The organism is Listeria sp. LM90SB2 (assembly GCF_028867355.1).
Lineage (GTDB): Bacteria > Bacillota > Bacilli > Lactobacillales > Listeriaceae > Listeria > Listeria monocytogenes_B.
The window spans coordinates 94,886-110,136 of record NZ_CP046449.1 but is presented as its reverse complement, the minus strand read 5'-3'; the positions used below and the strand labels follow the sequence as shown (position 1 = coordinate 110,136).

General features: G+C 35.9%; 10 protein-coding genes. All 10 read right to left on the bottom strand.

What is annotated here, in order from left to right:
- Positions 1 to 243 precede the first annotated feature (243 nt).
- Entirely contained in the window at positions 244 to 876 is a 633-nt protein-coding gene (locus tag GL301_RS00535) for a hypothetical protein (RefSeq protein ID WP_003728364.1), read from the bottom strand.
- A gap of 174 nt (positions 877 to 1,050) precedes the next feature.
- Positions 1,051 to 1,611: a hypothetical protein gene (locus GL301_RS00530; protein ID WP_003724929.1), complete on the bottom strand. Its 561-nt coding sequence runs from the start codon at positions 1,609 to 1,611 to the stop codon at positions 1,051 to 1,053.
- Entirely contained in the window at positions 1,592 to 1,924 is a 333-nt protein-coding gene (locus GL301_RS00525) for a hypothetical protein (protein ID WP_003724928.1), read from the bottom strand. The genes GL301_RS00530 and GL301_RS00525 overlap by 20 nt, the downstream gene beginning before the upstream one ends.
- A gap of 12 nt (positions 1,925 to 1,936) precedes the next feature.
- Positions 1,937 to 3,307, bottom strand: coding sequence for a F0F1 ATP synthase subunit beta (atpD, locus tag GL301_RS00520; protein WP_003724927.1), 1,371 nt, complete (start codon positions 3,305 to 3,307; stop codon positions 1,937 to 1,939).
- Positions 3,308 to 4,177 carry a F0F1 ATP synthase subunit gamma gene (locus tag GL301_RS00515; RefSeq protein ID WP_003724926.1) on the bottom strand — a complete coding sequence of 290 codons (870 nt, stop codon included), beginning with the start codon at positions 4,175 to 4,177 and terminating at the stop codon, positions 3,308 to 3,310. It lies immediately after the preceding gene.
- Positions 4,174 to 5,670: a F0F1 ATP synthase subunit alpha gene (locus GL301_RS00510; RefSeq protein WP_003728365.1), complete on the bottom strand. Its 1,497-nt coding sequence runs from the start codon at positions 5,668 to 5,670 to the stop codon at positions 4,174 to 4,176. Before GL301_RS00510 ends, GL301_RS00515 begins: the two co-directional genes overlap by 4 nt.
- Positions 5,667 to 6,698 (bottom strand): F0F1 ATP synthase subunit delta, encoded by a 1,032-nt coding sequence (locus GL301_RS00505; protein ID WP_077952675.1) that lies wholly within the window; start codon positions 6,696 to 6,698, stop codon positions 5,667 to 5,669. The genes GL301_RS00510 and GL301_RS00505 overlap by 4 nt, the downstream gene beginning before the upstream one ends.
- An 11-nt stretch (positions 6,699 to 6,709) precedes the next feature.
- Positions 6,710 to 6,952, bottom strand: a complete 243-nt coding sequence (locus GL301_RS00500) for an ATP synthase subunit c family protein (protein ID WP_003721714.1) — start codon at positions 6,950 to 6,952, stop codon at positions 6,710 to 6,712.
- A gap of 56 nt (positions 6,953 to 7,008) precedes the next feature.
- Entirely contained in the window at positions 7,009 to 9,318 is a 2,310-nt protein-coding gene (locus GL301_RS00495) for a hypothetical protein (RefSeq protein ID WP_003728367.1), read from the bottom strand.
- Positions 9,315 to 15,194: a hypothetical protein gene (locus GL301_RS00490; RefSeq protein ID WP_014929309.1), complete on the bottom strand. Its 5,880-nt coding sequence runs from the start codon at positions 15,192 to 15,194 to the stop codon at positions 9,315 to 9,317. Before GL301_RS00490 ends, GL301_RS00495 begins: the two co-directional genes overlap by 4 nt.
- Positions 15,195 to 15,251: the final 57 nt, after the last annotated feature.

Genomic DNA, 15,251 nt, shown 5'->3' with positions numbered 1-15,251 from the left:
AGTTCTGTGCCAATTTATAGTATTACTCTCAAAACCCTTATACACCAATGATTTTAACATCTATATTAATACTATAATCATTAGTGTATCGCCTATTGATACAGAAAATACGTTTTGATTATTTAGTGTATCTGAAAATTGTTGTATCTATATCAAAAAAACGTAATAAATTTATCTTTTTTTATAGATCGCGTAAAAAAACCACGCAAATGTCATTTAAGCGTGGTTTTTTACAGGTCTGTTTTAAGCACAAGTTGCCTGATAAGGTCGAGTCAATAACCAAGGTGTTCCTTTTATATTTAAGTCACCTTCATTGACTAGTTCGTTTACAACTGACGACATAGTAGACACTGAGCATTTGGCAAATCTTGCTAGTACATTTATTCTTAACCATCTTGGAAATTCTGGTTTGTTCTCTGAATTTATTTGATAACGCTCGATAATTTTCGCCAAAATCATTTCCGCACGTTCTGCAGGATCAACAGAAATTAGCGTTCTTTGCCAGTCTAGACCTTTCTCAAAGTCTTCCGCTATTTCTAAGAAAAATGTTGGTAATAAATGTTGGTCTTCTAATTTTCCAATTAATTCTTCTGCTCGAATGATGCTATAAGAGGTATCTTCTAACGCCGTTAAGGTAATGTCTCCTTTTGTTGTAAAAATAATTCGTTGATCGATAAAAACACGATACAAATCATCTTTACCTTCCTCGTTTACTTGTACTAGTAAACCTTTCTCCATGACTATTACTTGTTCACGGTTCATCGTTATTTCGCCACCCGCCATTAATTTTTGACGCGTAAGGTGAAAATTTTTTATAATCCATGAATAAATCAACAAATCTTCTTTGACCAATTGATGGAATTCTAAAAAAGTCATTTGAATTTACTTCCTTTCGTTCATTTTCTTATGGCTAATCAACAGCTTATTTAAAGTATAGTACAAGTATGTTAGAAATATGTTAGAAAAATTCTTTTTTTATATTCATTTATAAAAAAGGATGCCACGTAGACATCCTCACTTTTCTTGGTTATGCTTTATTCACATTCTTAGTCATTTTAGTAGTTTCACATAGATGCGCTGCCAAACAATTAATGCCCCACACGCCACAAAAAAACTACAAATAGTTAGATAGGTTCTTATTCCGAACTGAATAACTCCCGGAAAATCTGCTACTTGTATAATAGAAAAATGCACTGACTTCATTGCAAAAAAACCAACAAAATAAAGCACTGTGATCAAAAGAAATCCTGCTAATTGCTTCATTTCGTTCTTCATTTTTTTAGGTACTCTTATCTTCTTCCAAAAAGAAAGTAAGTGGAATAGCCAACTACTCCAAAATATTAGCACCGTATATTGAAAAGGAATTGCGGTAATTTGTAATGTAATAAGGCTTACTGAAAGTGATGCTCCAATAACAATTAAAAAAGAAGTAACCTCTGCATTTAACTGATAGCGATTATGCCATAATTGATAGCGCTGGATTCGTTTTAAGGGTTCCTCAGCGCTACATAAAAAGCGCCGAATCCCCACTAAAATCAATAATATCGCCAGAAAAAAACCAAGTAATAAACCAATAATCAACAGAAGTGTACTAAAAAATTCGCTTGTCATCGGACCGCCTACTCTCTGTTTGTTTTCGCTTGTTTAGTCTTTCAAAAATCCGCTCCGCTTGCTCAGCATCCGTAGAAGCAAACTGTGCCATGATATTTGCTTCATTTTGTACTAAATGTAAATATCCAAGTGCCACAAAGATTGGGTCCGAAGCAACTGCATCTAAAATACTGATTTCACTATAGTCAAAAAAGCTTAAACAATCAATATGCTCTTCTAACACGGTTTGTTGTCCTTCTTTTGTATTAATAACAAAGCCCTCTACTTCTCCTTCAAAAAACTGCCCCATAGGCGAGACGATTTTAAGTTTCATTTCCTTCTCCTCCTATTTCAAGTCTTTGTAGGATCCGATAAATAGGAAATCACGTTCTGAGCGTTCATCATAATCACCGTTCAAAATGCGTTCGATACTCCCTAGCAAATCTTCAATTTCTACAAATGTGCCTTCTGTTCCAGTGAATTTTTCCGAAACATAGAATGGTTGTGAAAGGAAATTCCTGATTTTCCTTGCACGATGAACTAGTTTTCTATCTTCATCACTTAATTCTGCCATTCCAAGTACGTTGATGATTTCTTGCAGTTCCATATAACGCTGTAAGATAAATTTCACTTGCGCCGCTAATTGGTAGTGTCGCTCGCCAACAAAGGTTGGATTGAGTGCTCTTGAGAATGATTGAAGTGGATTAACCGCTGGGAAAATCCCAAGTGCCGCAATCGAACGCTCTAATACAATTGTTGAGTCTAGATGGCTAAACGTCGCAACTGCAGATGGATCATCAATATCATCTGCTGGTAAAAATACACACTGAATCGAGGTAATAGAGCCATTTTTAGTAGACGCGATGCGGTCTTGAAAATCGCCGACCTCTTTGGAAAGTGTGGATTGATAACCTCCAGTAATAGGAATTTTTCCTTGTAAAGAAGAAACTTCAGAACCCGCTTGAATAAAGCGGAAGACATTATCTATAAATAATAAAACATCTTTTTTCTCTTCATCTCGTAGATATTCTGCAATCGTTAGTCCTGTTAATGCCACGCGCATCCGTACACCTGGAGATTCATTCATTTGACCAAGTACAACGGTTGTTTGAGGGAGCACACCACTTGCTTCTAATTCTTTATACAAGCCGATTCCCTCTCTAACTCTTTCTCCAACCCCAGTAAATACAGAGTTACCACCAAGCATACTGATATTATTAATCAATTCTTGCATTAAGACAGATTTCCCTACACCCGCTCCACCGAATAAACCTGTTTTCCCACCTTTTAAAATAGGACAAATAAGATCTATAACTTTAATACCAGTGTAAAGAATTTCTTTATTCGTATCTAGCTCTCGAAGTAAAGGCTGGTCACGGAATATTGGCCATTTTACTTCCGCAGCTGGTTCTGGTTTGCCGTCAATCGCTTTTCCATATACATTTAGCATTCTTCCTTGGACGGTTTCCCCAACAGGTACTTCAATTGGATGTCCTAAATTAACGACTTCCGTACCTCTAGCCAAGCCACTTACCTCACCAATAGCGATGGCAGACACTGTATTAATTCCAGTATGTTGAACAACTTCAGCTAGATAAGTTCCTTGATGTGTATGATACTCAAGCGCAAAGCCAATTTCAGGCAGTTCGCTCTCATTAAATTCGATTTTTAAAACAAAACCACTAATACTAATAATGGTTCCTGTGTTTTTTTTCATTTATTCTTCGTCCTTCCTAATCGTCTGTGCTCCACTAATGATATCGAGTAATTCGCCAGTTTTTTGTTGTAATGCTTGCTTTCTGGCATTAAAAATAGCTTCTTCCAATTGTTTCTGGATATTGTCTTTGGCTTGTTTCATCGCGATTCGGCGCATGCAATATTCACTGGCAACCGAGTAACGAAACATGCTATAAAGCAAGCCACACAAATAGTTTTCTAATAATAACTGCTCCACCTGCTCATCATCCGTCTCGAAATCGAGTACATAATCTACTTCAATTTCCTCCGTATTCGAGTCTTCTGGAATTTCAGGATAAATTTTTTCACACATAGCTTCTGATTGAACTGCATTCAAATATTTCGTGAAAATCACATATAGTGCGTCCATTTGTTCCGAATGAATTAGGTCAATAAAATCAGCAGTAACAGCCGTAGTGGTTTCTAAATCAATATTTTCAAGAGAAAACTGTAAATAAGAGGTGATATTCTGACCTAGTTTTGTTAAATAACGGTGACCTTGTTCACCTACAACTACCCAATTTATCGTTACTTGCTCGCCGAGTGATTCAATCAACTGGTCGATTTCAACAAAAACCTCACTATTATAGGCGCCGCAAAGACCACGCTCAGAAGTTATCGCAATAGCAGTAACATTTTTTTCTTCTTTTACTTGGTTATTACTGGTGTACATAGTTTTTCTCACCCAGCGCAAACTTTTTAAAATAGTTTCGTAATAACTAACAGCCGCTTCCGCTTTTTCTCTTAAGGCGGAAAGTTTTCCGAGTGTCGCTAGTTCTGTTACATGGACTATTTTATAGGTTGAATTTAGTGCTTTAATGGTTTTTCGGGCTTGGTCTATGCTACTCAACTAAAAAGCCTCCCAGCTTCCCGAATGATCTCTTCTAGCATTTCGATGTGCGATTCATTCAGTTCATTAATCGTTTCTATCTGAGCTGAAAACGACTCAAAATCTTTATGCATATGCGCTTTTTCTAGCAAAAGGTCTTTGAAAGTCTGAATATTGGCAGGCGGGATTTTTGTTAGAAAGCCATTTTGGAAAGCATATAAAATAACGATTAATTCCGTTACTGATAACGGGCTTAGAATTTTTTGCTTGAATAATTCTGTTAATAATCGGCCATCCGATACCATTTTCATACTGCCATCATCAAGTGCATTACCAAAATCGAGTAATTCTTTTAATTCCTCAAACTGCGAAAGAATCAACGTTAAGTTTTTACTTAATTTGCGGATAATTGGGTGTTGTGCATCGCCGCCAATCCTTGAAACAGACACACCAACATCTACGGCTGGCTTTTGACCACGGTTGAATAAATCCGATTTTAAAAATAATTGCCCATCTGTAATAGAGATAACATTAGTAGGGATATAAGCTGTTACATCATCTGATAGAGTTTCAATCATCGGTATTGCTGTAATAGAACCGCCACCATGTTCTTCATTCATTTGAACGGCCCTTTCTAAGAGGCTAGAGTGAATATAAAAACTATCTCCTGGATAAGCTTCTCTTCCTGGCGGGCGGTTAAAGAGTAAAGTAATTGCTCGATAAGCATCCGCATGTTTGGTTAAATCATCTAAAATGATGAGTACATCTTTACCTTGATCTCGCAAGGCTTCCGCTACTGCCATACCCGCATACGGTGTTAAATATTGCGCGGTAAGGGAATCACTGGCTGCAGTTGCAACAACCGTAGAATATTCCATTGCTCCATGATTTCGAAGAGTTTCAATAACTTCTGCGATATAAGCTGCTTTTAAGCCAATAGCAACATAGATGCAATGCACATTTTGATCATGTTGGTTAATTATCGTATCCACAGCAATTTGTGTTTTCCCAGACTGGCGATTGCCAAGGATTAATTGACGCTGACCTCGACCAATTGGCGTAATAGAATCAATCACCGCAAGCCCCGTATTAAGCGGGCGTGTTACACTATCAATCGTCATAATAGCTGGAGTTACACAGAAAAGTGGAGAGGTTGCTGTCGGCTTTTCTTCACTTTCTTCATAAAGCATTTTTCCTGTAGTATCAATAACACGCCCTGCCATTTCTTCAAATAGGTCTACTTCGATAAATTTGCCGGAGACCCCAACATGCATACCTTCTAAAATGTCATTCGTCTTATCAATCAAACCGATTCCGACAAATTCCTCATTGAGCTCCAGAATTACACCTCGGTGCCTTTCATCAATTAAAACAGCCTGATGTAGCGCTGCATTTTCTAGGCCTGAGCAGAAAATAACTCCATCAGAAATTTTTTCCACTCGGCCATGTTCTTTCAAATATTCCAAGTCCACATGGGTTTCGTATTTGTTCATATCAAAATGAATTGTTTTCAAAGTTTCACTTCCGCTTCCATTTTTTCTGTTGATCGTTTAATTAATTCCTGGTAGCTCATATCAATTGATTTAGAACCATATTGAATAATCACTCCGCCAATTAACTCTTTTTGTACTTGATACTCGATTTTATAGCTCCTATGCGCCGGCTGCCAAAGTTTTTCAAAGTGATTAGCTGAATCTTTGCTAGCTACATGGATGCAAATAAGACCTGTATAAAAATGAATATTGTATACCTCTAAAAAGTTACGATACAGGTTCCGCGTTTGGCGGTAAGAGTAATGCGTCATCATGTAAAAAAGAAATTGGATAAATTCAGCATCTAACTCATCTAAAGTACCTTCTTCTTGCATCACTTTTAATTTTTGCTCTGGCGATAAATAACTACTTTGGTAAATTTGTTTCACAGGAAGTTTACTCGAAAGCTCACTATATCTCTGAAATGACTGAGCAAATAAATGTAACTGCTCTGGCGAATACATTTCAAATAACTGCAAAATCACTTTGTATGGGAGCGCACAACGTATTTTTTCTGTTCTAACTAATGCATCAAATTCCCGAATTGCTTCTGTAAATAGACGCGCTTCATCTTCTTCCGACTCAATAAAAACTTGTTGAAAAATTTCATTAATGTAACTACTTAGTGATTTGTACGGTGCGTGTGGTGTTGTTTCAAATCTAGGCACCTCCACGATTTGCTTTGGCTTTTCATTTTCCCATGCCTGCAATTGTTGTTCATAGCTTTTATTTTGAGCTATTAATTGATCGATTTCTTCTAAAAAAAGCTCTTCTTTTTGTTCCGATTCAATAGCCAATTGACGATTTTTTTGTTCTTCTTGTGTTGTTGCTACTTTTTGTCGCTTTAAACGGCGTAAAAGACTTTCCTTTTCAAGCGACTGATCTTGACTCACTTCGTAAAAAAAGCTAGTCAAGATATTTTCTAGTTTTCTTAAGGTGAAATGCAGTAAATATAAGAATCCTACTGCGAAAACACTATATAGAATTATTGTTTGAATCATTTTCTCCATATTCTCACCCATCATATAAACGGATTAACCCAAAGCAAGATGACTGCGATTGCCAGTGCAAATAGCATTAATGCAACTATCATGAGAAGTCCCAAAAAGAGACCTCCCATAACTTCTTTCTTTGCATTCGGGTTTTTTCCGATAATTTCTGTTGCTCTACTTACGGCAATTCCTTGTCCAATTGCCGCTCCTAAAGTCGCAAGCCCAATTGCCAGTGCCGCGCCAATTACGCTACATGCAACTACTAAATCCATTGTTGTTTCCTACCTTCTGTTTGAGTTTGTTGTATTAAAATGCATATCATTTTTTACTACTTTTGATAAACGTACAGTTGTAATGCACCTTGAGCATCGTATACAGCTACACGATAATCGAAGCTTTCTTTAGCTAGTTTTGAAATGGTTTCTGTAACCTTCACTTGCCCTGCTTCATCCGTTGTAACTTGTTGACTCTTCCACACGGTCCAATTATCATCGTCTATCCCAGCTATCTTCCTTTCAAATTCCAACTGATACGTTTCGAGAGCTTTACGTTGCATCGAAAAGGACATATCATAAGTTGCGTTTTGAGGGGCTAAAACATCTTCCATCTTAGCTGTTAAATCATTTCCGTTCGTTTCTTTCTCTGCTACTACATCTTGTTTTTCAGATTGTAACTCACTGTTTTCTTCAGTTTGAAACGGCGTTAAGTCCATTGTTAGTTTAGCTTGTTTGTCGTATTCAATTTCTTGCTTAACAGGATACTCAAATGTTTTGCTTTCTTTTGTGTTATTATTTGTCGTTTTGAGTACTAGTTTGGCTTTTAAGTTGATTAACTCCCTTTTCGTGTCTGGAACAAGATGAATATTACCTTTTTCTTGATTAACGATTTGATAATCTACTTCTGTTTTATCTTCCTCGTCTTCCAGTTCGATGGTTGCTTGATTTAATGTATAATCAGCCGAACTCCAATCATATTGCACTTGTAAAACTTTATTCACAGATTGACTAGCTCTTAGATTTCTTAGTACAGTTGCTTGCATAGTGTAATATTTCTCGGAGCTGTTTAATTCAATGGTTTCTCCGTTTTTCATTTCAATAATCGTTTGGAATTGGTAAGCAGTTTTAGGACTTAGCCCAGTTACATTAAGCGTTTCTCCGTTACCATTTAAAAAATTCGCACTAACATTCATATAGAAAAAATCTCCATCTGCTTTGGTTACTTTAATTCTTGCTCGTTTAACATCATCAATTTGTGCATCAAGCGCTATATTTACTTTCATTGTTGTGCTTGTAACGCTTTGCATTTGATAAATTGCGGCAACAGTTTGCGTTGTAAAAGAGTCGCTTTGCATTTTAACTTCCTGAATGCCTTTATTTGTTCCTAAATCATATTGATAGGTAAATTCAAGATGATACTTGCCATTTGGCGAAAGTCCTTTTAGTGTAGCTTCCGTATCTACTGCTGAAACATATTGCGTATTAACTGTTTTTCCAGTTTTTTCATCTACGGCGCTAATTTTAGTGACACCAATTAAAGTGTTATTCGGATCTACATAGTTATAGTTGACTTTCACGCTAGTCACTCCAGGTGCGATATAGCCGATTCTTAGCACTGGAATGTTTCGCTCTAATTTTTTATTTAAGTCCTCTATTTTACGTAAGATTGCTTCATAATTATCAATTTCATTTAAATCTGATTGATTAGTACCACCATTCGCATTACTTCCTGAACCATTATTTTTAGTATCCTTACCATCGTTTGGTTCCGAATCAGAAGTTCCATTTCCAACATTTAAATTATTTCCGTATTTTTTGGTAGCATTGAGTTGATTGCCTGTACCTTTTGTTGTTTGGTTACTTTCATTTTCTGATTGAGAGGAGTTACTTGCTGTTTTCTTCGCAGACTCTTTTTCTTTCGCAGATTCTGCGGTCTTTTTCTTATCTTCTTTTACGACTATCTTTTCATTGTCTGTTCCACCAAAGCTAGCTAAATCAATTTTCCGTTCGCCAACAGTATACGTTTCGTTACTAGCATCTAAAACCGTTTTATCATTGACTTTCAAGGTCATATGACCAAGAAAACGGCTTTTCTTTTTGTTTTCATAAATAGTGACGCTTCCTGTTTTATCAATCAAAAGTAATGGTTTCGACACTTTTTTGATTTCTTTGCCGCCAAGATAAAGTGTTGCATCTGCGTTTAAATAGTATTGACGGTTTGCTAGTTTTACAATACTGTTTTCCGTGATTTCTGAGTTTTTGTATTTATAGGAAGAATTGGTCTGTTGGTAGACTTGTCTTCCTTTTAGTTTGCTACTAACCCCATTTGTATCAATGACGGGAACACTCTTAGTAAACATTAAGGCTTCTTTATTTAGATAAAGGATGGTACTCTCCATAATTTCGTTTCGAGTATCTTCTTTATCGTTTTTCGCAATTAATTGATCACTATTCCAACTGCGATAAAGCGTATTGCCCTTTTGAAATTGCAATGTCTCTTGCTCATTATTTAGGACTACACCGTCATCAGGGAGAGAGACAAGATTATACCTTGCCTCCTTAAAAGACCCCCATAAGACGACAGCAATAATTATTAACGGAACAGCTGCAACGATTATCCCTATTTTCCATGTAGGTTTCATTTGCTCTCCTCCAATTCAATAATTCCAAAATTCTTTCCTGATTTTGTTTCTTCGACAGTAACTTTAGTGTCTTGATAATTTGCATCAATTTTCACACCTGTATCTAGCTCATCTTTTTGGATGTTATAAGTTTCTGTAAAGTCTTTACCAAACCAGGATTGAACTGTTTGCCATGCTGTTAATTCTTTAGGCTCTACAGTTACTGTCATTGTAGTTTCAGCATCGGCTGTGTTATTGCTCATCAGTGTAAAACTATCTTTGTTGATTTCAGCTTTCAGATTATTTTCTTCGTTATTGCCTTGATAAAGTGCGACGGGCTGGTTATCTGGATTAATGACAGTCAACGTATAATCACTTGTTGGCTCCATTGATAACGATACAGTTTTAGAAATATCTTCCGCTGCAACTTTTTCTGTATCAATTACCTCACCATTTTCGCCCTTCAATTCATACGTGTAATCTCCTTTATCGGTTAAATTAACTTGCGGAGTATCTAATTTTACTTCTAAAGTCTTATTTGTTGCTCGCACACTCTTAAATGCTTTTAATCCTGCGGCAATATCTTCTTGTAAAGTAATGAAATTAGATGTTTTTTCATACGTTTTAACTTCATTTGTTGGTGTTCGATAGGTGACAATCATTTTACCCAAGAAACTTTGATTTTTCTTCTTACCTGCCACATTAAAATCTGCTGCAATAGTTGCTGGATAAGAACTTGGTAAAGTGATATTTTTAGTTTCAACTAATTGATTATGTTCATTATTGCCTCCATAGTCGATTAGCTCATAGAACTCCATTTTAATATTTTCAATCGTTGTAGATCCTGGTTTGACTTCTTTAGCCTGTAATTTAACTACTTTTGCTCCAGCATCTAGCTGAATGGTAAGTGAGTTCGAAGTTACATATTCATCATCTGTAGTGAAATTAAAGCTAGTATTCCATGCTCTTACTAATCCACCATTTAGATTATCGTATTGGGTGCTAATTGTTAGCGTATATCCTGTTGCAGGTTCTAATTCCTCAAAAGTATTTATCCAACTAGCTGTATTCCCACCTTGAAACGATCCTTTTTTAATTTCCTTTCCATTTGTCGTGTTTTTTAATACGTACTGGAATTCTTTATTTGTTCCGCCAACAAAATAACTTTGTGGATCATTATAAGAGAATTTCAGAGTCGCTTCTCTTGTTGAAACATTCTCTAGCGTGATTGGAGCAGAAACACCACTTGGCGGTGAAATATAAAGCTCCTTGGCATCACTTAGGAAGATAGGTGCTCTTGTTAGACTTGTCTTCATATATGCTGCAATCACATATGTTTTTCCAGAAACAAAATTTTGAGCTCCAGAACTGTTATATATAGAGAATTCTGGACTATTTGTCATATTATCAAATGTAGCTACGGGAGTTTTATTGCCTAACTCTTGCTCTAAAGCTACTAAATTAGATAAATTGGAAGAAATTGTCGCAGCATCGTACAGACGATATTCAATATTTGTTAATACGCTACTTTCATCAGTAAAATGGATATTTCCTTTAATTGCTCGCTGACCATATGCTGGATTCCATGAATAATCAGTTGAAGTCATACTCGGTAAACTTTTTTCTGTCTTAATTGTCTCTGAAAAATACACTTTGTCTTTTTCGCCTTTACCATCTAACAAATCATATTTCCCTTCAACTTTAACAACATAATCTGAATCTGGTGAAAGCTCTGTAACAGAAACATCGCGTGTTGGTAGTCCATCAATCCGAATTGATTTAACGAGCGTTGTTCCATCTGCTTTATAAACATTTACAAACAGTTCATTCTTGTTATCTTTCTTAACCGTTGTATTGTCTTTATCCTCACCAATAACATCTATTTTGACGCGTTTATCATAAACACTAATGTTCTCAGCTGAAATAGCTGGCTCTTCAAGTGCTTTTACAGAAATAGCTTCCGAAACTTGTTCTAATTTTTCCTGAGTTGAATATAAATCGATTTTTGATCCAGCTGCTTCATCTGTTACTAGTCCAACAGAGAAACTAACATAGCGACCGCTCAATTCTGGTACATAACTTCCATCAGCTTGACGGATTAATTTGAATGAATCAGGAGTCTCGCTATTACTAATCAAAATACCATTTCGATAAGCTATATACTTATCAGTCCAAATATTTTTAAATGTAACACCGGAAATATTACCTTCTGAATCGGTGCTTGCTTTCGTTACTTTGAAAACATCCGCACTATTTACGTTGTTCGTTGTCGAAACCGCTCCGCTTAAAGAGCTAACAAATGACGCTCCATTTCCAATAGATAGATAGTAATTATTGGCTAGGTTTTGGTTATCGATTTTGTTTTCTGTATAATTCATTTTCATATCAAGGGTTAGCTGATAAGAATTATCAAACCAAATATTACCTATAGGCAGATTAAGGTTTTGAGTATTAAATTGATTAGGACCAGATTTTGTAATTGAATAATCTGGTTTGGAGCTTGCAGCATCTTTCAAATCATATTTAGTTCTCATCACAGAAGTTTTTGCAACTGCATTAGGTTCTGGGGCGATAGTCATTGATTTGCCTGAAGCATCCATGGCAATTTTAGCTCCAACTTGTGGTGCAGTAGTATTTAATGCTGCCAACTGTTTCGTCATAAAAATATCTGAAATAGCTGAACTTCCGCTGGTAATAATGTAATCACCTGTTGTTTTAATTGTTGTAGTTCCCTCGCTTGAAAGTGGTAAGGTTACATTATTTTTCCCACTTTGAAGTTGCTCATTACCGCCTGTCGTACTAGTAATTTCAAGCGTTCCCGGTACGATAGATTCTTCCTCATCTTCTACATATACATTTAATTTAATTTCGCTCGCTGTGCGGCTTAAAATTTCGTATTCAACGGTTGGTTTTTCTTTTTTGATTTGGATTGTATCGGAATTAATTTCAATATGATGATCTTCATAATTATCATTCCAAACAACATCCGCTTTTATGACATAAGAATAACCTCGTCCTAAGAGCTTATTAGTTAAATCAAAGTACACGTGCTTCTCAAAGTCTGCCGCTGTTGAAACTTCTTGCTCCACAAGCGGTGTGTTTAAATCGTCTGCTTTATAGATACTATAGGTAATAGAACTAACAGCGTTGTAATCATCAATCAGTGGCTTTTCCGTTGCCGCGATTCCCGCTAGGCCTCCTAATTTCATTTCAGAAGCTTTGTAATCAAGCAATACTTTGTCTGTTTCAGGTGCTTCTTTCTTGGTTTTGAAAATAAATTGCCCTTCAACTGGAACATGATTCATTCCACTATCATAGCCATCTTCTATTTTCACAAGATACTCTTTATTAATACTTAAATCTTTAAAGGGATAACTATTTCCCAAATCGCTCATTAACTTCTCAAAATCCCCGTGTAGCGGAATCGTTTTGACAAGTGTATTTGTTTTCTTTTCATAAATTTTTAAATTAGCGTCGTTTAAATTAACAGCCGCTTCAGACAATTTGACATTAATTGTTGCTTTTGTTGTATCAACTGAATCAAGTGAAAAAGATGCGTTGACCTTTGTAATTTCGGTTGTCCGGAAGACACTTGACTGACCAATAAGCTCATCAACCATAATCCCTGCTCCGTCGTCCAGATTATAGGAGCCTGTCATTACGACAACATAGTAAGCTTCACTTTCTAAACCATCGAATTCTAGTAAATTCGTAATATCACTTTTCTTTGTTAAATCAACTGTAGCAACAGGATTTCCACTATACATCCCTTGAGCGTCTGACTTATAAAGCTTTAAGGTTGGATGTGTTAGATTATCAAAAAGAAGTGTGTTATCTGCATCAAAAATTTCATAGTTGATTGTCAGTTTATCTTGCTCTGCTTCTTTCAGAGAAAACTCTACAGTTGGCTTCGTTTTTTTACCAACGATGACACTGTTCGAAGCTGGAGTTGCAAAAGTATAATCAGACTGACCATTATTGCCAGAAATATAACCAACAAAAATATAACTACCATCATTCATATCAACTGTTCGACCAACTTTAACAGCGGTTTTCTTTTGGTTGGCATCTACTACAGAATAAGCGTATTCCTTGGCATTAGAACCATTTGCTTTATAGTCATCTTCTAAATACGCTACATATCGAATGCTTGTAATTGATTCGTCTCTGTCAATTAGATTAACTGGTGACGCAACAAATTCGCCTTTATCCGTGCTGTATGAAAGATTTATGCCTTCAATTGTTGGTTTCGCTTTTAATGTAGAGGAAATAAAGTACCAACTATCATCTGTCACGTTTTTTCCATCAACAATCAATTCTTCCATTTCGATAATGTATTCTTTAGCACTACTTAATGAATTAAATTTAACTTCTACTTGACCGTCTTTTGTCAATTGACTCGCATCAACAGTAACTTTTTGAGAAGTGGTTACATTGCTGTTGTTTTCTTTGATTTTTAAAACCAGCTTATCAATATGACCGTAAAGTTCGGTTGCAGTCAGTTCCGCTTTCATATAATCTTCGCCACGCTCCGTCACTTTTGGAGTTAAAACAACCGGTTTTGCCTCAACCGTTTGGCGGAAGAAAATAGTATCTTGATTTTTATTGCTTGCTGACTTGTAGCTTCCCTGAACAACTACTTGATATGTTTCGCCATATTTTAAATTGTTAAAGGTGAAGTTTTGATTCGCTTTTGTTGAGTTCAATTTTTCTTTTTTTACAATATTGTTCTTACTATCGTAAAGAATTGCTTCTAAGGAGTTTAGCCTTTTGGATGAGTCTGTCAGTTTTAGTTTAGCTGTAGCCACTTGACCTTTAACTGTCAAATTGACATCCACAATTGGTACTTGAAACGTATTTGTGTTTTCAGCTTCGTTTAGCTTTTTAATAATTTCATTCGCTTTATTAACATCGCCTTCATTTGGTTTATTCTGCGTACCACCGGGCTGAGAGCCGTTTGCACCAGAATCACTTCCGCCTGTTCCATTACTTCTCGCTGTATTGTTATTTGCATTTCCATTTGCATTGTTGCCAGACGCGCCTTGTGTTTGATTATCTTTACCTTCAGACGTCTCATTATTTTGCGTTGTTTTTTGTCCAGAAGTATCATTCGACTGTTTTTCTGGTTCTTTTTGAGTTGAATCTTTTGTTGTTTCATTTGCTGTTTCTTTAGCTGTTTTTAGACTTCTTTTTTCGGCATTATCATCTATTTCCACTTTAATGGAGCGAATATCAATATCTGTTTCTTTAGCTGTTTGACTGACCAACATTTCTTTTTTCAAGTCAAAGTGATAGTGATTGTTCTCCATTTCAATATAAGCATCATCCCCGCCTAATTCTTCTATGGTTTTATCGCCCATTAACGTCACTTTTTTATTTTCGTCTATGGAAACAAGTACGTTTTTAGGTAGTTTCTTATTAAGACCTTGTTTGTTTTTTAGGTAGGCATTATCCAAAATGATATATCTTCCTTCTGCAAGTTTTACAACTGTGCCTTTTGGAAGTTGTGCTAATGTTTTATTACTATCACTTTTTGCTTTGTAACTACCTTTGCTTTCTGTTATAGAAGTTTTGGATGGTAATTCAATCAAATCTGATGCGCTTTTAACGGCTACACTTTTTCCTAAAAATTGAATTCGTCCATCTTTTAAAAATAACGTTCTTGCTAGGTTAATTGGCTTCATTTCTTTTTTATCTGTTATTGTTTTCTCGTTGTTAATCCATGTATCGTTATACTTGGCTTCTGATGAGAAATCTACTACTTTTCCTTTCGGGCTATAAGTAAAGCCTTCCGTTTCAATAGCATAAGCATCGTCTCTCATTAAGAAAAAAGCTGATACAATTGCACTAATTGCAAGTACCGAAACAATCATTACGACTAAAATATTTTTCTTCAAGTCCTACTTCCACCTCTTTTAGTATAATTTTTGTGCTTGGAAAAGTACTCAAAAAGT

Coding starts and splice junctions, on each gene's coding strand:
- GL301_RS00535 (WP_003728364.1), bottom strand. CDS start 876: ATGACTTTTTTAGAATTCCATCAATTGGTCAAAGAAGATTTGTTGATT.
- GL301_RS00530 (WP_003724929.1), bottom strand. CDS start 1,611: ATGACAAGCGAATTTTTTAGTACACTTCTGTTGATTATTGGTTTATTA.
- GL301_RS00525 (WP_003724928.1), bottom strand. CDS start 1,924: ATGAAACTTAAAATCGTCTCGCCTATGGGGCAGTTTTTTGAAGGAGAA.
- atpD (WP_003724927.1), bottom strand. CDS start 3,307: ATGAAAAAAAACACAGGAACCATTATTAGTATTAGTGGTTTTGTTTTA.
- GL301_RS00505 (WP_077952675.1), bottom strand. CDS start 6,698: ATGGAGAAAATGATTCAAACAATAATTCTATATAGTGTTTTCGCAGTA.
- GL301_RS00500 (WP_003721714.1), bottom strand. CDS start 6,952: ATGGATTTAGTAGTTGCATGTAGCGTAATTGGCGCGGCACTGGCAATT.
- GL301_RS00495 (WP_003728367.1), bottom strand. CDS start 9,318: ATGAAACCTACATGGAAAATAGGGATAATCGTTGCAGCTGTTCCGTTA.